Annotated in this window: 20 protein-coding genes; 6 read left to right on the forward strand and 14 right to left on the reverse strand. The window is 61.2% G+C overall.

From position 1 onward, the window contains the following. The first annotated feature begins 573 nt into the window (after positions 1-573). From AC1PUL_RS07795 to bmt, 4 genes are all read left to right on the forward strand, one after another. Positions 574-1,572, forward strand: coding sequence for an ABC transporter substrate-binding protein (locus AC1PUL_RS07795; protein WP_480467646.1), 999 nt, complete (start codon positions 574-576; stop codon positions 1,570-1,572). 220 nt (positions 1,573-1,792) lie between these two features. Beyond that, on the forward strand, positions 1,793-2,707 hold the full coding sequence (locus tag AC1PUL_RS07800) for an ABC transporter permease (protein ID WP_480467647.1): 915 nt from the start codon (positions 1,793-1,795) through the stop codon (positions 2,705-2,707). Next, positions 2,700-3,752 (forward strand): quaternary amine ABC transporter ATP-binding protein, encoded by a 1,053-nt coding sequence (locus tag AC1PUL_RS07805; RefSeq protein ID WP_480467648.1) that lies wholly within the window; start codon positions 2,700-2,702, stop codon positions 3,750-3,752. Before AC1PUL_RS07800 ends, AC1PUL_RS07805 begins: the two co-directional genes overlap by 8 nt. A 129-nt stretch (positions 3,753-3,881) precedes the next feature. Then, positions 3,882-4,901, forward strand: coding sequence for a betaine--homocysteine S-methyltransferase (gene bmt, locus AC1PUL_RS07810; protein ID WP_480467650.1), 1,020 nt, complete (start codon positions 3,882-3,884; stop codon positions 4,899-4,901). A gap of 75 nt (positions 4,902-4,976) precedes the next feature. On the opposite strand, the gene AC1PUL_RS07815 is transcribed toward bmt, so the two are convergent. The 5 genes from AC1PUL_RS07815 to cysG all read right to left on the reverse strand — a co-directional run bounded on the left by AC1PUL_RS07815 (position 4,977) and on the right by cysG (position 9,934). Beyond that, positions 4,977-5,789 carry a ferredoxin--NADP reductase gene (locus AC1PUL_RS07815; protein ID WP_113377544.1) on the reverse strand — a complete coding sequence of 271 codons (813 nt, stop codon included), beginning with the start codon at positions 5,787-5,789 and terminating at the stop codon, positions 4,977-4,979. A gap of 170 nt (positions 5,790-5,959) precedes the next feature. Further along, positions 5,960-6,472, reverse strand: a complete 513-nt coding sequence (locus tag AC1PUL_RS07820; protein WP_480467653.1) for a DUF934 domain-containing protein — start codon at positions 6,470-6,472, stop codon at positions 5,960-5,962. A 13-nt stretch (positions 6,473-6,485) separates the two neighbouring features. After that, entirely contained in the window at positions 6,486-8,159 is a 1,674-nt protein-coding gene (locus AC1PUL_RS07825) for a nitrite/sulfite reductase (RefSeq protein ID WP_480467655.1), read from the reverse strand. Positions 8,160-8,174: 15 nt separating this feature from the next. Next, positions 8,175-8,489 (reverse strand): DUF2849 domain-containing protein, encoded by a 315-nt coding sequence (locus AC1PUL_RS07830; RefSeq protein WP_136540786.1) that lies wholly within the window; start codon positions 8,487-8,489, stop codon positions 8,175-8,177. A gap of 2 nt (positions 8,490-8,491) precedes the next feature. After that, the gene (gene cysG / locus AC1PUL_RS07835; RefSeq protein ID WP_480467657.1) at positions 8,492-9,934 is read right to left on the reverse strand and encodes a siroheme synthase CysG; all 1,443 of its coding nucleotides are present in this window, start codon (positions 9,932-9,934) and stop codon (positions 8,492-8,494) included. A 266-nt stretch (positions 9,935-10,200) separates the two neighbouring features. Here cysG and AC1PUL_RS07840 point away from each other — a divergent pair, with 266 nt between their 5' ends. Together AC1PUL_RS07840 and mazG are read left to right on the forward strand one after the other, a co-directional pair. Further along, entirely contained in the window at positions 10,201-10,788 is a 588-nt protein-coding gene (locus AC1PUL_RS07840; protein WP_298465408.1) for a nucleoside deaminase, read from the forward strand. A gap of 19 nt (positions 10,789-10,807) precedes the next feature. Next, positions 10,808-11,626: a nucleoside triphosphate pyrophosphohydrolase gene (gene mazG / locus AC1PUL_RS07845; RefSeq protein ID WP_480467659.1), complete on the forward strand. Its 819-nt coding sequence runs from the start codon at positions 10,808-10,810 to the stop codon at positions 11,624-11,626. Between the two features lie 37 nt (positions 11,627-11,663). Here the strand turns inward: mazG and AC1PUL_RS07850 are convergent, their stop codons facing one another. The 9 genes from AC1PUL_RS07850 to AC1PUL_RS07890 all read right to left on the reverse strand — a co-directional run bounded on the left by AC1PUL_RS07850 (position 11,664) and on the right by AC1PUL_RS07890 (position 22,583). After that, entirely contained in the window at positions 11,664-12,272 is a 609-nt protein-coding gene (locus tag AC1PUL_RS07850) for a DedA family protein (RefSeq protein WP_480467660.1), read from the reverse strand. A gap of 203 nt (positions 12,273-12,475) precedes the next feature. Then, the gene (gene bchJ, locus AC1PUL_RS07855) at positions 12,476-13,135 is read right to left on the reverse strand and encodes a bacteriochlorophyll 4-vinyl reductase (RefSeq protein WP_480467661.1); all 660 of its coding nucleotides are present in this window, start codon (positions 13,133-13,135) and stop codon (positions 12,476-12,478) included. Next, complete coding sequence (gene bchE / locus AC1PUL_RS07860; protein WP_480467662.1) at positions 13,122-14,747, reverse strand: magnesium-protoporphyrin IX monomethyl ester anaerobic oxidative cyclase; 1,626 nt, start codon at positions 14,745-14,747, stop codon at positions 13,122-13,124. Before bchE ends, bchJ begins: the two co-directional genes overlap by 14 nt. A 144-nt stretch (positions 14,748-14,891) precedes the next feature. Further along, positions 14,892-16,226, reverse strand: a complete 1,335-nt coding sequence (gene hflX, locus AC1PUL_RS07865; protein ID WP_480467663.1) for a GTPase HflX — start codon at positions 16,224-16,226, stop codon at positions 14,892-14,894. A 67-nt stretch (positions 16,227-16,293) separates the two neighbouring features. Continuing rightward, on the reverse strand, positions 16,294-16,545 hold the full coding sequence (gene hfq / locus AC1PUL_RS07870) for an RNA chaperone Hfq (protein ID WP_480467665.1): 252 nt from the start codon (positions 16,543-16,545) through the stop codon (positions 16,294-16,296). Positions 16,546-16,657: 112 nt separating this feature from the next. Further along, the gene (locus AC1PUL_RS07875; RefSeq protein ID WP_480467666.1) at positions 16,658-17,521 is read right to left on the reverse strand and encodes a D-amino-acid transaminase; all 864 of its coding nucleotides are present in this window, start codon (positions 17,519-17,521) and stop codon (positions 16,658-16,660) included. A 14-nt stretch (positions 17,522-17,535) separates the two neighbouring features. Continuing rightward, on the reverse strand, positions 17,536-18,912 hold the full coding sequence (gene trkA / locus AC1PUL_RS07880) for a Trk system potassium transporter TrkA (protein WP_480467667.1): 1,377 nt from the start codon (positions 18,910-18,912) through the stop codon (positions 17,536-17,538). A gap of 49 nt (positions 18,913-18,961) precedes the next feature. Beyond that, entirely contained in the window at positions 18,962-20,326 is a 1,365-nt protein-coding gene (ntrX, locus tag AC1PUL_RS07885) for a nitrogen assimilation response regulator NtrX (protein WP_480467669.1), read from the reverse strand. Next, positions 20,316-22,583, reverse strand: coding sequence for a sensor histidine kinase NtrY-like (locus AC1PUL_RS07890; protein ID WP_480467670.1), 2,268 nt, complete (start codon positions 22,581-22,583; stop codon positions 20,316-20,318). Before AC1PUL_RS07890 ends, ntrX begins: the two co-directional genes overlap by 11 nt. Between the last annotated feature and the right edge of the window lie 165 nt (positions 22,584-22,748).

Here is a 22,748-nt window from a genome sequence, read left to right on the forward strand (position 1 = left end):
AAAACAAACGCCCCGGGACGCAATACTCGATCCGGGGCGCAACCGACAGTAACGCGTCGGCCCCTCCATCTATCGTTGCAGACGTTACCGGATGGTTAGCAGCGGCGCTGCTCACGAAATTTTTCAATTTTTTTTCGCGCCGAAGAGGCGTGCTGCGCAGCCGTCATATTGACGCAGCTGGGATAGCTTAAGTCTCATCTGGGAAGGCGCGCCGCCTTGCAAACCGTTCCATCCATCGCAACTGCCAGTCTCTTGAGCAGAGTGCAGCCGCGCGCGCGCCAGAATGCGGCATAATCAGTCGCACCAATGGCTTGGGTCGATCGCGAAGCAGCGGTCAGTACCCGGCGGGAGGTTGATTTTCAAAACCAAAGACGTAGGCTGTCCTCCGTGACACGCGGTCGATAGGGCAGCAAGGCCCCTCAAGACAAGACCCGGTCCAATGGATGACGTACCGGTGCGACGCGTCCCGGTCAGCCATCCCCGTGAAGACAAAAATTGGCAGTACGGTCTGCAGTAGCCGTTTCTGCCCGTCCCGATGAACGCTGCAAGATAAGACTGGGAGGTCTTAACTCCATGAAGAAGCTGCTTGCTTCCACCATTCTCGCCGCGGGTCTCTACGCAGGTGCTGGCTCTGCCCAGGCCGCCGAATGCGGTGATGTCTCGATTGCCGAAATGAACTGGGCATCGGCCGGTGTTGCCGCCTATGTCGACAAGATCATCCTGGAAAGCGGCTATGGCTGCACGGTGACCGTGGTCACCGGCGACACCATGCCGACCTTCGCCTCGATGAACGAAAAGGGCCAGCCGGACATCGCTCCGGAATTCTGGGTCAATGCCGTACGCACCGCCCTTGACCAGGCGATTGCCGAAGGACGTCTGATCCAGGCCGCTCCGCTGCTTTCCGACGGCGGCGTTGAAGGCTGGTGGATTCCGAAGTTCATCGCTGATGCCAACCCCGACATCAAGACGGTCGAAGATGCGCTGAAGCGTCCGGATCTCTTCCCGGCTCCGGAAGATCCGTCGAAGGGTGCTGTCACGAACTGCCCGGCGGGCTGGAACTGCCAGGTATCGACGGCAAACCTCTATCGCGCCCTTGGCGCCGAGGCGAAGGGCTTCGAACTCGTCGATACCGGCTCGGCTGCCGGCCTCGACGGCTCGATCGCCAACGCCTTCGAAAACCAGAAGGGCTGGCTCGGTTACTACTGGGCACCGACCGCCATCCTCGGCAAATACGAAATGGTCAAGCTCTCCTTCGGCGTCGAGCATGACAAGGCCTCCTGGGATGCCTGCACTGCCGTTCCGGATTGCCCGGATCCGAAGGTGAACGCCTATCCGGTGTCAGACGTCTACACCGTCGTCACCAAGGGCTTTGCCGAAAAGGCCGGCGTTGCCATGGACTACGTGAAGACCCGTAAATGGGACAACGCGACCGTCGGCAAGGTTCTCGCCTGGATGGAAGAAAACCAGGGCACGAACGAAGACGGCGCCAAGCATTTCCTGGAAACCTATCCGGAAATGTGGACCACGTGGGTTGCTCCTGAGGTCGCCGAAAAGGTCAAGGCCGCTCTCTGAGCCTTACATTTTGGTCTATGCGGCGGGCTTAACAGCCCGCCGCACTTTCTGAGAAGCGGCATGCCGCATCACGCCATTCAACGACTCCCGACGTCGCAGACGGCATGAAGTCCCTTCCGGAACTCGACTAGCCTCTCGCCTCGGGAACATGGCATCGCCGTCAAGGCCCATCGCAGCGTCAAGGACGTGATAAGAAGCGGGGGTCGATAAGGGGAACGAGATGGCTTCGACTTTATGCAACTACCTGCCGGAACTGCTCTGCAAGTTTCCGGAGATCGACGACACGGTCATGCGCGGAATACGCAAGACTGTCGATGACAGCTTCAAGGGCTTCGTGCGTGCCTATGGCAATGTGATCGATGCTGTCACGCATCCGCTGCAGCTCTTCCTCAACTGGCTCGAGGCGCTTTTCGTCAACACGCCATGGTTCATCTTCCTGGCGGTGATGGTCGTGATCGTCTATCTCGCCAGCCGCAATCTCCGGATCGTCGCTCTGACCATCGTGGGAATGCTGATGATCGGGTTTGTCGGACTTTGGGAAGACACGATGATCACGCTGGCGATCGTCACAGTCTCGACCCTGCTCGCGATCCTCATTGGTATCCCGATCGGCATCCTGATGGCGCGCTCTGACCGTGCGCAGTCGATCGTCAATCCCATCCTCGACGTGATGCAGACATTGCCGAGCTTCGTCTATCTCATCCCGGTCGTCATGGTCTTCGGCATCGGCAAGGTGCCGGGCGTCATCGCCGTCGTGATCTATGCCGTGCCGCCGATGATCCGCCTGACCAATCTCGGCATCCGGCTCGTCGATCGCGAGGTGCTGGAAGCGGCCGATGCCTTTGGCTCGTCACCGGGCCAGAAGCTGATGAACGTGCAGATTCCGCTGGCGCTGCCGACGGTCATGGCCGGCATCAACCAGACCATCATGATGTCGCTCGCCATGGTCGTCGTGGCCTCGATGATCGGTGTGGGCGGTCTCGGCAAGAACGTGTTGCAGGCGATCTCCAACCAGTTCCTGACCATCGGCTTCCTCAACGGCTTCGCGCTTGTTGCCATCGCCATCATCTTCGACCGCGCCAGCCAGGCCTATGGCAAGCGCCTTCAGCGCCATACGGAGGTGGTCCATGGCTAGTCACGACATCGAGATCCGCAATCTCTACAAGATCTTCGGTCCGAATGGCGGTGCCTTCATCGACCAGGTGAAGTCCGGAATGTCGAAGTCCGAACTGAACGAAAAGCATGGTCACGTTCTCGGCCTGAAGGACATCAACATTCAGATGCCGGGCGGCGGCATCACGGTTGTCATGGGTCTTTCCGGCTCGGGAAAATCGACGCTGATCCGGCATATCAATCGGCTGATCGAACCGACCGCAGGCGAAGTTCTCTATGATGGGGTCGACGTCTGTCGGATGACGCCGCTGGAGCTTCGCGAATTCCGTCGCCACAAGACGGCGATGGTGTTCCAGAAGTTCGCCCTTCTGCCGCATCGCACGGTGCTTGAGAATACCGTCTACGGTCTCGACATCCAGGGCATACCGCGTTCGAAGAGCGAGGAAATCGGCCGCCGATGGATCGCGCGTGTCGGCCTGTCCGGCTTCGAGAGCCACTATCCAAACCAGCTTTCGGGCGGCATGCAGCAGCGCGTGGGTCTGGCGCGCGCGCTTTCCAACGATGCAGACATCCTTTTGATGGACGAGGCCTATTCGGCGCTCGATCCGCTGATCCGTGTCGATATGCAGACGGTTCTGCTTGATCTGCAGCAGGAGTTGAAGAAGACGGTCGTCTTCATCACCCACGATCTCGACGAGGCGCTCCGGCTTGGCGACAAGATCGCGATCCTCAGGGATGGTCAGGTCATCCAGCAGGGCACAGGTCAGGAAATCGTGCTGCAGCCGGCAGACGATTACATCTCGGCCTTCGTCAAGGAAGTGAACCGCGGCCGCGTCATTCGTCTCGACACGATCATGGGACCGATCTCGGGATCTACCGAAGGTCTGGCGCTTACCGGCAGCACGGTCCTTGAGACCGCTGCACGGGTCATGACGGATGCACGGCAATCGAGTGCCACGGTCACCAACGAATCCGGGAATGCCATCGGCCGGGTCGACCTGCAGCAGATCATTGCGGCGATGGTTACGCCAAAGAGCCACGAAGACAATCAGCTGGCCGCGGAATAGCGGCCTCATCCTCTCCCCCGGGAGATGTGGCGTGACGGCCCCGCGACAGGCGGGGCCGTTGTCGTTTTGACGATTGAAACGACATAAAGACTTCTTTATATGATTGATACGACAACCAAAGGATCCGCCATGGCAACCCCGTCCAATCCGCTTTCCGAACTTCTCGCCGAAAAGGGCGTGCTCCTCGCCGACGGCGCCACCGGCACCAATCTCTTTGCGCAGGGTCTCGAGGCCGGCGAAGCACCGGAACTCTGGAACGAGGCGCAGCCGGAAAAGATCGTCAAGCTGCATCAGGATTTCGTCGATGCCGGCGCCGACATCATCCTCACCAATTCCTTCGGCGGCACGCGCCATCGCCTGAAGCTGCACCATGCCCAGGACCGAGTCCACGAGCTGAACAAGAAGGCTGCCGAGATTGCCCGTTCGGTGGCCGACAAGGCGCCGCGCAAGGTGATCGTGGCCGGCTCCGTCGGCCCGACCGGCGAGTTGTTGATCCCTCTTGGTGCGATGTCCTACGAGGATGCGGTCGCGGCCTTCGTCGAGCAGATGGTAGGGCTGAAGGCTGGCGGCGCCGATGTTGCCTGGATCGAGACTATGTCCTCGCCAGATGAAATCCGCGCTGCAGCCGAAGCTGCCGTCAAGGTGGGCATGCCCTACACGTTTACCGGCTCCTTCGACACCGCCGGCAAGACGATGATGGGCCTGCACCCGAAAGACATCCACGGCGTGGCCGCCGATATCGGTTCCGGTCCGCTGGCGGTCGGTGCAAACTGCGGCGTCGGCGCCTCCGACATCCTGCAGAGCCTGCTCGACATGACGGGCTCGAACCCGGAGGCGACCGTGATCGTCAAGGGCAATTGTGGCATTCCGGAGTTCCGTGGCTCCGAGATCTTCTATTCCGGCACGCCGCCGCTGATGGCGGATTATGCCCGCCTTGCCCGCGATGCCGGCGCCAAGATCATCGGCGGCTGCTGCGGGACGTCTTGCGACCACCTGGCCGCCATGCGCAAGGCACTCGACGACTATACGCCGGGTCCGCGCCCGACGCTTGAGGTCATCATCGAGCGTATCGGCCCGCTGCGCAACAAGACCGCCGACGAGAGCGGTGCGCAGGAAAGCGGACGCCGCAGCCGTCGCCGCGGCAACTGAAGCAAGCCACGGACATCGAAATCAAAAAAGGGCGCCGCAGGGCGCCCTTTCCGTTTCAGCAATTTGCCGATGACATCAGCCGACGAAGGCGCGCTCGATGACGAACTCGGCCGGCTTGTTGTTGGCGCCTTCGGTAAGGCCTGCCTTTTCCAGGAGTTCCTTGGTATCCTTCAGCATGGCTGTCGAGCCGCAGATCATGCCGCGATCGATGGCGGGGTCGAGCGCCGGGACGCCGAGATCGGTGAACAGCTTGCCGTTCTCGATCAGGTCGGTGATCCGGCCCTTGAAGGGGAAGTCTTCGCGGGTCACCGTCGCATAGTGCTTCAGCTTGTCGCCCACGACTTCGGCGAGGAATTCATGGTTCTTGATTTCCTCGACCAGATCAAAGCCGTATTTCAGCTCCGCCACGTCGCGGCAGGTATGGGTGAGGATGACTTCCTCGAACTTCTCATAGGTCTCGGGGTCGCGGATCAGGCTGGCGAAAGGCGCGATGCCGGTGCCGGTCGAGAACATGTAAAGGCGCTTGCCGGGGGTAAGCGCATCGAGCACCAGCGTGCCGGTCGGCTTCTTGCGCATCAGCACCTTGTCACCCGGCTGGATCTTCTGCAGATGCTGGGTCAGAGGGCCGTCGGGAACTTTGATCGAGAAGAACTCGAGTTCCTCGTCCCAGGAGGGGCTGGCGATCGAATAGGCGCGGTAGATTGGCTTGCCCTCGACCATCAGGCCGATCATCGCAAACTCGCCCGAGCGGAAGCGGAAGCCGGCGGGACGGGTCATGCGGAAGCGGAACAGGCGGTCGGTATAGTGCGTGACGCTCAGAACCGTTTCGGCATAGACGCCTTCGGGCACGATCAGTTCGGCGTTGTCGGTCTTCACAGGAGCATTCATAGGCTGTCGGTCCTATCGTTCAGTCGATTGGGAAGAGCCTATAATCCAGACCGTCCCATTCCACAATTCAGCCGGCATGCGCATTTCGCAGCCGATATATCCGTTAAAGCGAAGGCGGCAACCTTGACCGAGGTCAATTTGCCGCCCTTTGATAGCGATATTTCTATGTCTCAGGCGCCCGTAGAGCCAAGGCGACGCCAGCTGAAGCCGCCGGCAGCTTCCGATGCACGGGCCGTCGGCTGGTAACGCTGGGCAACGCCCGTGAGACAGTTCTCAGCAAGCCGCCGCTGGGCGACGGGATTGGTCACGGCGAAGCTGTCGAAGCCGGTGCGCAGCATCAGCGGAACCTGGTCGATCAGCACGTCGCCAACGGCGCGCAGTTCGCCGGCATAGCCCAGACGCTCGCGCAGCAGCGACGCATGGCTGAAACCACGGCCATCATTGAAGGCCGGGAAGGCGACTGCGACCAGCGCGATGCGGTCGAGATGCGGCTCGAGCTTCTTCACGTCGTCCGCCGGTGCGATCAGCACGCCGAGGCCGACATCGTTGGTCTCTCCCACGGCCTCCAGGAAAGCGTCCAGCGGCAGAATGGCCTTTTCGCCCTCGCCTGCCTTGCGCTCTTCCGTTTCGGTCACCCAGATATCGCCATCGACGAAACCGGTTTCTTTCCAGATCTTGGTCATCGTTCTTCCAGTCTCACGCGGCTTCGGCAGAGGCGTTGCCATAAAGCGCGTCCTTGAACGGCTTCGGGCCGACGCGGCGATAGGCTTCGAGGAAGGTCTCCTTCGGATCGAGGCGCAGGCCGAGATAGGTATCGACGATCGTCTCGACGGCGTCGGTTACCTTTTCCGGCTCGAAGCCGCGACCGATGATCTCGCCGATCGAGGAGTTTTCGTCACCGGATCCGCCCAGCGTGATCTGGTAGAGTTCGGCACCCTTCTTCTCGACACCGAGCAGGCCGATATGGCCGACATGGTGGTGGCCGCAGGCATTGATGCAGCCGGAGATCTTGATCTTGAGTTCGCCGATCTCCTGCTGGCGCTCCAGCGAGCCGAAACGCTCGGAGATCGCCTGGGCAACAGGGATCGAACGGGCATTGGCGAGCGCGCAGTAGTCAAGCCCCGGACAGGCGATCATGTCGGTGATCAGGTTGGAATTGGCGGTCGCGAGCCCTGCCTTCTCCAGCGCCTGGTAGAGCGGATAGAGATCACCCTTGGCGACATGCGGCAGGATCAGGTTCTGCTCGTGGCTGACGCGGATTTCGTCGAAAGCATAGTTTTCAGCAAGATCGGCCACGAGATCCATCTGGGCGTCCGAGGCATCGCCCGGCGTGCCGCCGATCGGCTTCAACGAGATCGTCACCATGGCATAATCCGGGTGACGATGTTCCTTGACGTTGTGGCGCACCCACGAAGCAAAGGCGGCATCCGCCTGCTGCGCACGGGCCAGCGCATCCCAGCCGTCGGCCCTGGCAGCGAGTGCCGGAGGGGCGAAATAGGTCTCGATGGCGCGGATATCGCCTTCCGGCAGCTTCAACTCACTGTCGCGGATTTCGGCGAATTCGGCTTCGACCTGACGCGTCAGTTCTTCGACACCGGTTTCGTGCACGAGGATCTTGATGCGGGCCTTGTACTTGTTGTCGCGACGGCCATGCAGATTGTAGACGCGCACGATCGCGGTGATGTAGGTCAGCAGATCGGCTTCCGGCAGGAAGTCATTGATCTTCTTGGCGATCAGCGGAGTGCGGCCCTGGCCACCACCGACATAGACGGCAAAGCCGAGTTCCCCTGCTTCGTTCTTCTTCAGATGCAGGCCGATGTCATGCACCTGGATGGCGGCGCGGTCCTTCTCGGCGCCGGTGACGGCGATCTTGAACTTGCGCGGCAGGAAGGAGAATTCCGGATGCAGCGAGGACCACTGGCGCAGAATTTCGGCATAGGGACGCGGATCGGCGACTTCGTCGGCAGCAGCACCGGCGAAATGGTCGGCAGTCACGTTGCGGATGCAGTTGCCCGAGGTCTGGATGGCGTGCATCTCGACGCTTGCGAGGTCCTTCAGGATATCGGGCGTGTCGGAGAGCTTGGGCCAGTTATACTGGATATTCTGGCGGGTGGTGAAGTGACCATAGCCGCGGTCATATTTGCGGGCGATATGGGCGAGCATGCGCATCTGCTTCGAGTTCAGCGTTCCATAGGGAATGGCGACGCGCAGCATGTAGGCATGAAGCTGGAGATAGACGCCGTTCATCAGGCGCAGCGGCTTGAAGGCGTCTTCTGCCAATTCACCCGACAGGCGGCGGGCCACCTGGTCACGGAACTGTTCTACACGCGCCGACACAAAGGCGTGGTCGAATTCGTCATAACGGTACATGTCTAAACCTCAGCCTCAAGCGGCGATGAATGCCGGGTCGGCATAACCGTGACCCTCGGCATATGCAATGGTCGGGCCTTCCGCCCGGATACGTTCGCGAAGGCGCAGCGGACGAAGCTTGCCGTCCTTCTCCTCGATCTCGATAACATTGACATCCACGACGAGGTTGCTGGCGAAAGCCTGCTTGCCGGCAGCTTCCAGGGCTTCGACGGCCTCGGCATGGCGCGCGACGAAGGCTTCCTGCAGACGCTCGGTCCACTGGCCATTGGCATCAAGCCAGACGGCGATGCCGTCGGTCAGGCGGTTTGCTGTGAGAACCTTGTCTACCATCGTCAAATCCTTGCAGTTTCCAATTCAGCCGTGACACGCGCGCCGAGCGGTTCGGAGCGGCTGAAATCGGCGCCGGCGACAGCGTCGCCGATAATGACCATGACCGGGCCGGTCAGCTCGGTGCGAGCTTCGAGACCCGGCAATTCCTTGAGCGTCCCGTGCAGCAGACGGCTGTCGCGACGCCCGGCATTCTCGACAACGGCAACCGTCGTATCCTCGGCGAGACCGCCCTCCATCAGTCGCTCGGCGACGGAGGCGGCGACCGTGCGACCCATATAGACGGCGACGGTGGCACCCGACAGCGCAAGCCGCGCCCAATCCGGCAACACATTACCCTGCAAATCATGACCGGTCGTGAAGACCAGCGACGAGGACACGCCGCGCAGCGTCAGCGGCAGTTCGAAATCGGCGGCGGCTGCCAGTGCTGACGTCACGCCGGGGACAATCTCGTAGGCGATGCCTGCATCACGCAGCGCCGCCATCTCTTCGCCGGCGCGACCGAAGACCAGCGGATCGCCGGACTTAAGACGGACGACACGCTTGCCGGCATGGCCGAGTTCGACGAGGAGCGCGTTGATTTCGCTCTGCGACTTCGAATGACAGCCCTTGCGCTTGCCGACCGGAATGCGCTCAGCGTCGCGGCGGCCCATATCGACCACTTCGCGCGGCACAAGTGCGTCATAGACGATGACGTCGCATTCCATCATCAGGCGATGGGCGCGCAGCGTCAGCAGATCTTCGGCACCAGGGCCCGCACCGACGAGGAACACGCGGCCTTCCACACGATCGGCAGCAACGCCCTTCAACAAGCGGGTCGCTTCGCGACGGGCGAGGCTGATTTCGTCAACCTCGACGTGATCGGCGACCTTGCCCTTGAAGAAATCGCGCCAGAACAGGCGACGCGGCGCACCGCGCGGCACGAGGCGATCAACGGCGCGGCGGTAGGAATTGGCGAGACGCCCCAGCTTGCCAAGCGAGCGGGGCAGCAGACGGTCGATATCGGCGCGGATCATCTGGGCGAGAACCGGGCCAACGCCTTCGGTGCCGATGGCAACGGCGATGGGCGCACGGTTGACGAGCGCCGGTGTGTAGAAATCGCAATAGTCGGGTTGGTCGACGGCATTGGCCGGAATGCGGGCCGCGCGGGCGGCAGCGACGATCTCGCGGTCGAGAGCGCCCTCGCCCGTTGCGGCAAAGACCAGCCGCGCGCCCTCGACCTGCGATGGATCGAAAGGCTCGGCGACCTGCTCGATCGCGTTGACTGCAAGGAACGCTGCGTAATCGGCTTCCGGGGCATCGGCATAGGCGACGATGCGGGCCTCGGTGTTCTTCAGCAGACGCGCCTTGGCATAGGCCTCGTCACCGTTTCCAAAAACGGCGGCGACCTCGTTCTCGACCTTGAAGAAGGCCGGAAAGACAGAAAGCTGTTTGTCCTGCTGTGCCATGAATCATCCGATGCCAGTGGACGACACTATCGCGTCCCGGTCTTAAAAATTGAAGAAACAGAAATTCCTTCGCTCTGCACCTTGCGTATTTCTGTCCTAGTCCCCTTGCCGATGCGAGCAAAACTCACCGACTGACACTGAAATCCCCCTTCAGGGGCGAGGCTGGCCCACATCCCGGAAAAAGTTGGAGACAGAGCATCATTTCACTTTCGGCGCCGGTTCTGCAAGCGATAGGATTGCAGCGCACAACAGCGGAGCGGCACCAGATGACCTCACCCGAATTGACACGTCGACTGCTCGACGTGATCGAACACGATATTCTGCCGCTGACGGCAAAGGGCGTCGCCGCCGGCAACAAGGTGTTTGGAGCCGCGATCCTTCGCAAGTCGGACCTGTCGCTCGTTCTCGCCGAAACCAACAACGAGCTGGAAAACCCGCTCTGGCATGGCGAAGTCCATACGCTGAAACGCTTCTACGAGCGGGGCGAGCGCCCCAACACGAAGGATTTGATCTTTCTGTCGACGCACGAACCCTGCACCATGTGCATGTCGGCGATCACCTGGGCCGGTTTCGACAATTTCTACTATTTCTTCAGCCACGAAGACAGCCGAGACGCTTTCGCCATCCCGCATGACCTGAAGATCCTCAAGGAAGTCTTTGGTCTCGAGCCCGGTGGCTATCGCCGGCAGAACGCCTTCTGGCTCAGCCATGCGATGATCGAAATGGTGGCCTCCGCAGACGATGCCGAACGCCCAGCCCTTTTCGAGCAGGTCAGCCGGATCAAGGCGGACTATGACCGCCTGTCGGAGACCTACCAGTCGTCCAAGGGCGAAAACGACATTCCGCTCAACTGAGCGATCAGACAGGACCATCATGGAAGCCTCCAAGGACATCAACCGTCTGCTCGAAATCATGGCCGCGCTGCGCCAGCCCGAGACGGGCTGCCCCTGGGACATCGTCCAGACTTTCGAGACGATCAAACCCTATACGATCGAGGAGGCCTATGAGGTGGCCGACGCCATCGAGCGCAAGGATCCGGATGATCTCTGCGAGGAACTGGGTGACCTTTTGCTACAGGTGGTCTTCCATGCTCGGATCGCCGAAGAGGAAGGCCTCTTTTCCTTCGGCGATGTTGTCGAGGCGATCACCCGCAAAATGATCCGCCGCCATCCGCATGTCTTTGCCCGCTCCGATGCTGACACGCCGGAGGCGGTCAAGGCGCAGTGGGACACGATCAAGCAGCAAGAAAAGGCCGAGCGTCTCGCGCGTCGCGCCGCCCGCGGTTCGGCTGCCGATCCCGACACCGGCTATCTCGGTTCGGTGCAGCGGTCCTTTCCGGCACTCACCGAAGCCTTGAAACTGCAGGAGCGTGCGGCCAAAGTCGGCTTCGACTGGTCGGAGGCAGCCCCCATCCTCGACAAGATCGAGGAAGAGATCGGCGAACTGCGCGAGGCGCTTGCCGAAAACAGGCCGGACAAGGTCAAGGACGAACTCGGCGACCTGATCTTCGCGCTCGTCAATATCGGCCGCCATGTGGGTGCGGAACCGGAGCAGGCCCTGCGCGGCACGAACACGAAGTTTCGACATCGATTCAGCTATATAGAAAGATCTCTTCAAGCATCAGGTGAAACGCTGGACGGCGCGTCTCTGGAGCGCATGGAGGAATTGTGGCAGGCGGCGAAGGGCAGGTAGACGGCGGGCAAACGGCGTCCCGCAGTCAGCCGCAGCGCTATTGATGACTGCGACCGAGATCCTCCTGAATGCTCGGGCTGTGCGTACCAATCTTGTTTATCCGCCACCACGCGAAAGCCGTGAGAAGGACGATAGCGGCAAGCAAAACAACACTTGCAAAGCCCCATCCCGATTCCACAGCCTCCTCCACCTGTGAACCGAAAACGAAACCCACCGAAACCAGCAAGGCCGTCCAAAGCATGGCCGATGCTGCATTCAGGACCGTGAACTTGCCCCAGGACATGCTCCCGAGGCCGACCGGGAGAGCCCCGATCGTCCGCATACCCTTGGGATATCTGTAGATAAAGATGTAGGCGCTGCCATACTTCGCAATCAGGGCTGTCGCTCCCGCGTAAGTCCTTTCGGCGAAGCGCCACCTCTTTACCCAAGCGTCTCCGTATCGTCTGGCAACGAAGAACCGGGCCTCGTCACCCAGATAGCCACCGGCAAAGGTCACGAGCAAAACAAGCGGCAGTTCCAGAACTTGGGCTTGAGCCGCATAGCCCGCGAACAATGGGAGAGTTCCGCTTTTCAACATGCAGTATGCGAACAGCAGGATGTAGATCCATGTCCCGTAAGCTCTTATCAGCTCGGCCAAACCGTCCATTTCACTTCACCACATCAACGTAACGCATCAAACAACCAGCGTCGTAGATACGGTCTACGCGTTGTATCGGATCTTGCTCTCCCCCTGATCCGCCTGGTGAATGAATGGTCGTTGGCCGCTGAGGTCAGTTTGGCTGCGCAGACCCCACACTTCGGAAGATCCAGTGCTCGGCGGAACTGCTTTTGAAGCGGCTGCGACCGGCATCATGGCATCGGGGCGAGACCCAGCTGGGTGATACAAGCGCCGTCCCCACGGGCGCAGCACTGTGTGTGCCGGACGGATGCCACATCACCACAGAGGCTCGCAAACAGGCGGTGAAAGACCGCGCCATGCCAGGGGCATCCGGGCGTGGCGAGCGGGTTCGTGGCGATCACCAGTGTGACGACCGGGCGGTTCCATCCGGTCACCCTGCCCTCAAAGCGGCCGCTGCCGGCAAAGGTCCAGGCGTGGCGGGCAATGGCGGATACGAGCAGGCGCGAGGACAGCCCGGCCGGCAGCTTCGGCAGAATTTGCCGTGCAATCGGCGGAATGCGATTTTCCAGGATGTAGTGTCCCGTGCGACGCCCCGCCTCCGCCAGCACGCGATCGGCCTCGGCGCGCGGGAGCGTTGCCTGAATGGCGGCAAAGAGCGCCACGGGCTCGTGCTCGTTTAACATTGTCGTGGGCAGCGCACCGATATAGTGCCCGAGCCCGGCTGCCTCGAAAATCAGACGTGCGACACCGGGCCCGTAGAGGGCGGACAGCGCCTGACCGGTCTGGATGATTGCGTTCGGACCGATGCGGGCTGGCGGACGCGCCGGAGTCTTTTCCGGCCCTTCGGCGTCGGCGAAGAGCCGTGCCAGACCCCCGTCAGACGTGGGCATCGTGGCTCTCCGGCCCTCCGCCGCAGGCCATGACGGGGGTGCGGGCCTCTTCCGCCTCACCGGCCTTGCGGGCGCGCAGCTGGCTTGCGCGGTCGGAGGCCGCCTGCCAGTCGGCCATCTGGGCTGGTGCGATCTTGCGGCTCATGTCGAAGCCGAAATCGACCTTGTCCTTCGATTGCGGCCCCCAGTAATTGTGCTTGCCTAGGTCATAGAACTTGCGCTCGAAGCCAGCCTTCATGAAGGCTTTGAGGCAGCCGAGCAGGTAGCGGCGGCGAAACCCCTTGCCGCGCCAAGGGTAATGGAAGAGCGCCTTGATCATGTAGAAGCGGCGGTAGTTGTTCATCACGCGGTCGAGCAGTTCGGCACGGTCCATGGCATCCGGTTTCATGATCGGCGTGACGAAATTGTATTTCGAGAAGTCGAAGATCTCGACCTTGTCGCCCAATTCCTGGAAGAGCGGCGAGAAGGGCCAGGGGGTATACATGGCCCAGTTGGCGAGATCCGGGTTCCAGTCGCGCGCCATGCGATAGGTTTCCTCCAGCGTCTCTGCCGTCTCGTTTTCCAGGCCAACGATGAACTGCGCCTCGGTGAAGATATCGGCTTCGCGCAGCAGACGGATCGCCTTCTTGTTCTCGGCGACCTTGGTTTCCTTGTTGAAGCGGTCGAGCTTCAGCTGGGCGGCGGCTTCCGTGCCGAGGGAGACATGCACGAGGCCGGCCTTGCGATAGAGGGCCAGATATTCCTCGTCTCTGATAATGTCGGTGACGCGGGTGTTGATGCCCCATTTGACCTTGTCGGGAAGCCCGCGCGCAATCAGCTCCTCGCAGAAGGCGATGAACTTCTTGCGGTTGATCGTTGGTTCCTCGTCGGCGAGGATGAAGAAGCCGACCTGATGGTCTTTGACCAGCTTTTCGATCTCGTCGACCACCTTTTTCGGATCGCGGATGCGATAGTCGCGCCAGAATTTCCATTGCGAGCAGAAGGAGCAGGTGAAGGGGCAGCCACGCGCCATATTGGGGATCGCGACCCTGACGCCAAGCGGCACATAGATGTATTTCTCCCATTCGAGCAGCGTCCAGTCCGGCTCGACGGCATCGAAATTCTTGACAGTGGGTGCCGCTGGCGTCGCGATGATCTTGCCGTCGTCGGTGATGTAGGCGAGGCCCTTGATGCCTGCCCTCGCCTCCTTCCAGCTGCCGGCGGCAAAGGCGCGGGCGAGTTCGACGATGATCTCCTCGCCTTCGCCCCGCACGATGACGTCGATATAGGGCGCCTCGGTCAGCACCTGCTGGTACATGAAGGTGGCATGAATGCCGCCGAGGACCCGGAGCGCTCCCGGGCAGACCTCTTTTGCGATCTCCAGGCAGCGCTCGGCCATGTAGATCGATGGCGTGATTGCGGTGCAGCCGATCAAATCCGGCTGCAGGCGGCGCAATTCCTCGCGCAGCCGGTCCTCGGTCATGTCGTTGGTCATGGCATCGAGGAAATGGATGTCGGTGAAGCCTGCGGACTTCAGCGCGCCACCAAGATATGCGACCCAGGCAGGTGGCCAGTTGCCGGCAATCTCGGCGCCACCGGAGTGATAGTTCGGATGGATGAAGACGACGCGCATGACCACCTCCCATGTGTGTAAACAAAAGTTGACACATCGGATGCGGTAGCCTGTTGACCTGGATCAAGGGCGTTTGACGAACGTCAGGCCGGGAAAGATAGCTCTACGGTTGGTGTCCTTGTACCGCTGGGCAGGCCAGGACCCTTACCGCTCCCAGTCTTCCTTCGGCGCGGGACGCAGGCCACCGAGCTTGCGTTCGAGTTCCTGGGCCTGGCGGTCCGTCAGGCGCACGTCGAGGCTGACGGAGCCGTCTTCATGATCCTCGCGGCCGCTGACAACAGCGTTTTCATAGAGCCAGGAGATCACCGCGTGCTTGTCAGCTGGAATGGTGATCGTCGCCTCGGTCAGGACGCCGGAGAGGCGCTGCGAGATCACGTCGAGAAGCGTGTCGACGCCCTCCCCGCTGACGGCGGAGACGGGCAGTACATTTTCGCGGCCGGCCGCCTTTTGAAGGATGCCGTCGTGGTTCTCGGGATCGAGGCGGTCGATCTTGTTCCAGACTTCAAGGATGCGCTCGGCGCGTTCCTTCTCGTCGATGCCGAGATCGTCGAGAATGCGCAGGACATCGGCAGACTGGGCACCGTTGTCCGGGTCCGACATGTCGCGGACATGCAGGACGAGATCGGCTTCCAGCACTTCTTCCAGCGTCGCGCGGAAGGCGGCGACGAGGTGGGTCGGCAGGTCGGAGATGAAGCCGACGGTGTCGGACATGATCACGGTTCGGCCATGCGGCAGCTTCATCCGGCGCAGCGTCGGGTCAAGCGTCGCGAACAGCATGTCTTCGGCGAGTACACCCGCACCGGTAATGCGGTTGAACAGCGTCGACTTGCCGGCATTGGTATAGCCAACCAGAGCCACGATCGGATGCGGCACCTTGCGGCGCTTGGCGCGGTGCAGCTGGCGGGTGCGGACCACCTGCTCAAGCTCACGCTCCAGCTTGATGATCTTGTCCTGCAGCTGGCGGCGGTCGGCTTCGATCTGGGTTTCACCCGGACCGCCCATGAAGCCCGCGCCACCGCGCTGGCGTTCAAGGTGGGTCCAGGAACGGACCAGACGGCCCTTCTGATAGTTGAGATGCGCAAGCTCGACCTGCAGCGTGCCTTCCTTGGTGGAGGCACGGCGGCCGAAGATTTCGAGGATGAGGCCGGTTCGGTCGATGACCTTGGCGCCCCATTCCTTTTCGAGATTGCGCTGCTGAACAGGTGTCAGCGGGTGATCGACGATGACGAGGCCCGCGTCATGCTCGTCGAGCAGTGCCTTGACCTCGGCGATCTTGCCGGTGCCGAGCAGGGTCGCCGGGCGCGGCTGGCTGACCGTGACGATCAAACCCTGAACGATGGTGAGATCGATGGCGCGGGCAAGACCGATTGCCTCTTCGAGGCGCGCTTCATTCGAGCGACTCGGAGCCGGCGGCGCGCCCTCGGGCAGCGGCTGTGGCCTGCCCTGCTTCAGGACCGGCACGAGCACGAGCGCCCGCATGTCATCCCGGCGCTTTTCGTCTTCCGGGATGATCGACTCGTTTGTTGTATCGCGGCTGGTGATGATCTCAGTCCTGTCCGGAAGACGCGTCTTCGCTCTCGAACATCGACATCGGCTGGCCCGGCATGATGGTCGAGATTGCGTGCTTGTAAACGAGCTGCGAGTGGCCGTCGCGACGCAGGAGAACGCAGAAATTGTCGAAGGATGTCACAACACCGGTGAGCTTGACGCCATTGATCAAAAAGATCGTCAGCGAAATCTTCTGCTTGCGAACGGTATTGAGAAAAAGATCCTGGAGATTCTGAGAACGTTCCGCCATGGCGCCGCTTCTTTCTTTTTTGCCGGCCTTTTGTCGACCGGTGTGATTATTGTCTGACAGTTGATCAGCTTGGGCAATAGGCCCCTCGCCCTCCTGCCGGAAAAAGGTGGTATCAAATCACCGTCTTCTCCGCAACGTCGAAAAAGGACGAGCGGATCCGCTCCGCCACCTCTCCCGGGTGGCGATTGCCGATCGGGTGGCCGTCGATCTCGATGATGGGGAAGCAAATGCTGGTGGCAGCTGTGATGAAGACTTCGCGGGCCGAGAGCATCTCGTCGCGCGAAAACTCGCGCTCCTCCACCTTAATTCCCAATTTGGCCGTGACATCCATCAGGCCGGTGCGGGTGATGCCGCGCAAGATTCCGTGTTCGGCGGGACGGGTTACGAGCACGCCGTCCTTGTCGATGATCCAGACATTGGTCGCCGCCCCCTCGGTCACCATGCCGCGTGCATCGACATAAATCGCTTCCTGGGCACCCTTTTCCTTCGCCGCCTGTCGCGCCATGACGTTCGGCAAGAGGCCAACGGTCTTGATATCGACCCGATCCCAGCGATTGTCGGGAAGCGTGATCGCCTTCAGACCGGTCTCGTTCTTCTTGGCGATCACAGCCGGATCGGTCATCTTGGCAGTGATCACGAGGCTCGGCGGGGTGTCGGCCGAGGGGTAGACATGATCGCGCCGGGCGACGCCGCGGGTAACCTGCAGATAAAACAGGCCGTTCTTCACGCGGTTGCGGCGGGCCACCTCCCGGATCACCTGGGTGAGCGCTGCACGGCTCATCGGGCTCTTCATCTGAAGCTCCGACAGCGAGCGGTCAAGGCGATCCAAGTGGCGCGTCAGATCGACAATCATGCCATGACGGATCTCGCAGACCTCGTAAACGCCATCGGCAAACTGATACCCGCGATCCTCGATATGAACACCTGCCTCGGAATGCGGCAGATAACGGCCATTGACATAGGCGATGCGGGGCATGGGGATCTGAACCTTCAGAAATACTGGATCGAAACGCGGAACAACTGCTCGACATGTCGAACGGCGTCGGCGGAGGCGAAGAGAACGACACGGTCCTTCGCCTTGATCTTGGTGTCACCGTCCGGGCGGATAACCATCTTGTCGCGCAGGATGGCGCCGATCCGCAGTCCTCGCGGCAATTCGAGGTCGCGGAACGGCTTGCCGACCAGCGGCGATGTCTCCAATGCTTCCGCTTCGATGACCTCCGCCTTGCCCTTCTGGACCGCATAAACGGCGCGGATACGGCCCTTGCGAACGTGCTGGAGCACACGCGAGATGGTGACAGCACGCGGATTGATATGCGCATCAATGCCAATCGATGTGGCCAGATCGTGGAAGGACGGGCTATTGATCAGCGCCATGCCGGACTTGCAGCCCAGGCGCTTGGCCATGGCGGCGCTCAAGATATTGGTCTGGTCGTTGTTGGTCAGCGTCACCATCAGGTCGGCATCCTGAATGTCGGCCTGCTGCAGGATGTTCTGGTCGAGAGCGGAGCCGTGCAGCACGATGCCGTCCTGCAACTGGTCAGAGACGGCGAGCGCGCGTTCACGGTCGTTCTCAATGATTTTCAGGCGGGTCTTCGGCTGCATTTGCTCGAGCGCCCGGGCGACATAGTAACCAATATTGCCACCGCCGGCGATGACGATCCGGCCCGCCTCCTGCTCCTCGTGACCGAAGAGGCCAAGCGTGCGGCGCGCGTGATCCCGCTGGCAGATGACATAAGCGAGGTCACCCACCTGCAACTGATCCTGGGATCGCGCAACGGAGAGCCGGCCATTGCGCCAGATCGCACAGACGGTTGCCATGAGATCGGGGAAGAGTTCACTCAGCTGGTTGAGCGGCGTGTCGACGACCGGGCAATCCTCCATGCATTCAATGGCCAGCATGGCGATGTGATCGTCGGCAAAGCGGACGATATCGGTGGCGCCGGGGAAGGAAATGCGGCGCAACACCATCTTGCCGACCTCGATCTCCGGGGAAATCGTCACATCAATCGGCAGATTTTCGCGGCTGAAGAGATCGGAATATTCCGGCTTCAGATAGTTCTGCGAGCGGATACGGGCAATCTTGGTCGGCACGTTGAACAGCGAATGCGCGACCTGGCAGGCGGTCATGTTGATCTCGTCGTAGAGCGTGACGGCGATCAGCATTTCCGCCTGATCTGCACCTGCGCGCGCCAGCACATCCGGATGGGCGCCGTGGCCGACATAACCGCTGACATCCAGGGTCTCGGTGATGTGGGAGACCAGGGACGCGGATGTGTCGATCACCGAGACATCGTTGCCCTCTTGAGAAAGGCGTTCGGCAATACCGTAACCCACCTGGCCCGCGCCGCAGATGATGACTTTCATGGTATGCTTCCCGCCTCAGGCTCGCTTTTACCGGACTCGCTTCGCCCGCTTATACGCCAAGCGATTTCAGTTTGCGATGGAGGGCCGAGCGTTCCATGCCAACGAATTCCGCTGTCCTGGATATGTTGCCGCCAAAGCGGTTGATCTGGGCGATCAAATAGTCGCGCTCGAACATTTCACGCGCTTCGCGCAAGGGAAGCGTCATGATGTGCGTGTCGTTGCGCGCCGACACCTTGGGCAACATGTCGGACAGATCCTGCGGCAGCATCTCGGCACTGATCGGAGCTTCTGGACTGTCGCCCTGGGCGAGGATCATCAGGCGCTCGATATTGTTGCGCAGCTGGCGGATATTGCCCGGCCAGTCATTGGCCTGCAGCACGGCCATCGCGTCGTCGCCGATCTTGCGCTGGCGAATGCCGGCCTGTTCGGAGATCTGGCGCATGAACATATCGACGAGGAAGGGAATGTCCTCGCGACGTTCTGCCAGTGCCGGCACTTTAACCGGCACGACGGCGAGACGGTGGAAGAGGTCTTCGCGGAACCGGCCCTCGGCAATCAGGCTTTCGAGGTTGTAGGCGCTGGAGGAGATGATTCGCACATCGACCTTGACGCGCTTCGAACCGCCGACGCGTTCGAACTGCTGTTCGACGAGCACGCGCAGGATCTTGTTTTGCGTTTCGCGCGGCATTTCGCCGATCTCATCGAGATAGAGAATGCCGCGATGGGCTTCTTCGAGTGCCCCGATGCGGCGCGGCTGGCCGGGCGTGCCTTCGGTGCCGAACAAGGCCATTTCCATGCGCTCCGGCGTGATGGCCGCCGCGTTCAAGGAGACGAAGGGACCCGCGGAACGGGCGGACCGCTTGTGGATCATGCGCGCCACCAGTTCTTTGCCGCAGCCTGAGGGGCCGAAAATCATGATGCGGCTGTTGGTCGGCGCAACCTTCTCGATGGTCTGGCGCAGCTGCGAGACGGCCACCGAGGTGCCGATCAACTCGATCGCATCGCCGGTGCGGCGCTTCAGCTCGGAGACCTCACGCTTGAGCTTGGAGTTTTCCAGCGCGCGCTCGGCAATCAGGATGAGACGGTCGGCCTTGAAGGGCTTTTCGATGAAGTCGAAGGCGCCGCGTTTGATGGCGGAGACGGCCGTTTCGATGTTGCCGTGACCGGAAATCATGACCACCGGAAGATCGGGATGACGCGTCTTGATTTCGTCGAGCAGCGAAAGACCATCAAGGCGGCTACCCTGCATCCAGATGTCAAGGAAGACGAGACGCGGGACGCGATCCGAGATGGCAGCCAGTGCGCTGTCGGCATCATGCGCGGTGCGCGTTTCATGCCCCTCGTCGCTCAAGATGCCGGAGACGATCTCGCGAATGTCCTCTTCGTCGTCGACTACCAGAATATCAGAGGCCATAGACCTTTTCCTTATCACTTTCAGTCTCGACGGCAGCACCGTCTGCGCGCGGCAGGATGATGCGGATCATGGCACCCCTGCCCCGGTCGAAATCAACCGGCGCGTCGTGAAGCTCAAGCTGCCCGCCATGCTCTTCTATGATTTTCTTAACGATGGCGAGACCAAGGCCGGTGCCCTTCTCGCGCATCGTCATATAGGGTTCGAGAATCCGGTGCCGGTTCTCGGTTGGCAAACCGCGCCCATTGTCGATGACATCCACGACGAAGCGGTCGTGTTCACGGTCGAACGAGGAGCGGATCAGGATCTTGCCGCCATCGCCCAGTTCCTCCTTCGGCACCGACTCGATCGCTTCGACGGCATTCTTGACGATGTTGCCAACCGCTTGTGCCAGCATGCGGGCATCGAAATTGCCTTCGAGCGCTTCGCTGCCGAAGTCTCGCTGGAATTCCACCTCCGCACTGCCGATCTCGCGCAGGAAGACGGCATCCGTCAGGATTTCGCGCAGGTCGGAGCGCTGCTTAGTCGGCTTCGGCATCCGGGCGAAGGCGGAGAACTCATCGACCATTCTGCCGATGTCCTCGACCTGACGCACGATGGTATCCGTGCATTGATTGAAAACCGCCTTGTCGTCGTCGGCGATCTGCTTGCCATAGCGACGCTTCAGTCGCTCAGCAGAAAGCTGGATGGGGGTCAGCGGGTTCTTGATCTCATGGGCAATGCGCCGCGCCACATCCGCCCAAGCGGTCGAACGCTGCGCCACCACGAGATCAGTGATGTCGTCGAGGGTGATGACGTAGGAATCAACGGAGCCGCGGGTTTCCTCGCGGGTGACCTGGACGTTGAGCGTCCGCTCCTTGCCGCCACGGATCATGTTGATCTGCTCACGATATCCGCCGCGATGCCGAACGGCGGCCTCGGCCAGAACACCATCCACTTCTGGCGCCACTAGGGCCAGTTTCTGGCCGATCAACTGGTCGCTGGGCAGCGCCAGGAAGTATTCGGCCGAGGGATTGACGATGGTAATGATGCCATCATCCTCGACACCGATGACGGCCGCGGTGACGCCCGAGAGAACAGCCTCGATGAAGCGCCGGCGGTCATCGACCTCGTCCTTCGCCTCCAGGATCTCGTCGCGCTGGGAGCGGATCTGCGAGACCATCTTGTTGAAGGTGCGCGACAGGCTTCCGACGTCTCCATCTGCCGCACGCACCGGCACAATCACGTTGAGATTGCCAGAGGCGATGCTATCAGCCGCGCCGATCAGCAGGCGGATCGGCCGAACGATACGGTCGGCCACGGCAATTGCCGTCCAGATGGCGGCCAGAAGAACGATCAGGGCAAAGCCGAGATAAAGGATGGCAAAGGCGATCTGCAGCGTTGTGCGGCCGTCTTCCATCGACTGGTATTCGGCCGTGTTCTCCTCCATCAGGCGCATGGCCTGCATGACCTTCGGATCGACAGCGCGGATGGTGTAGAGATAAGTGCCGGAAATACTCTCAAGCTTGATGATCGCGCCGACGAGGTTCGTGACACCCGGCGGGATCAGGGTTGGCTGGCCGGCGGCCGCGCTGCTCAGGGCATCGCGAGGGATCGCCGGAAGCGGCTTATCGGTATCGATGTCGGCTTGGGTGATCGGCGAACCATCTTCCCGCACCAGAAAGGCACCGAGCATGCCACGGCCCCGGGCCTGGCGCGTCATCAGATCCACGAAGCCCTTGCGGTCGAGATAGAAGAGCGCGCGGTTGCGTTCCAGGTCGTTGGCCATCGAGATCGTCTGGCCCTGGAGATAGCTCGCGCTCTCCAACATATAGGCCTGGGCGACATTCATGGAGGACGAGACGATCGACTGGGTTCTGATCGAGAACCAGCGGTCGAGACCGACGTTGAGCGTGATCGAGGCAAAGATCGCAACGAGAATCGCAGGCGTGATGGCGATGATCGAAAACAGCGCGACGATCCGCACATGCAGGCGAGCGGCGGCACGGCCCCGGTTGCGGGCCTTGAACAGCCGCATGACCTCGCGCCCGATCAGGAACATCAGCCCGACGATGAACAGGGAGTTGACCACGGCGGAGGCGACCAGCACCTGCGAGGTCGGCTCGATCGATGTCAGGCCAAGCAGAATCGGCAGTGTGAGCGAGGCACATAGCAAGGCTCCGCCGGCCAGCAGCAGGCCTGGCAGCGCAAAGGATGCGCGCCGATCATGCGCCAGCGCCGTATCGGCCTCTGTTGCGGCGGCGTTTCTCACGCGTGCCATGCTTCCCCCGGATCCGCTCGATCGGATCTCATTGACGCGACAACCTCATGATTGCCGTCGGCTCTGCTGCTCAAAGGCTTCGTCACACCGGCGCCGCATGCAGCAGGGCCGAAGAGAAACCAACGTGGCTTTTGAGCAACGCAATGTGGCGAAATTGCAACGGCG

This window comes from Rhizobium sp. P43 (assembly GCF_056730705.1).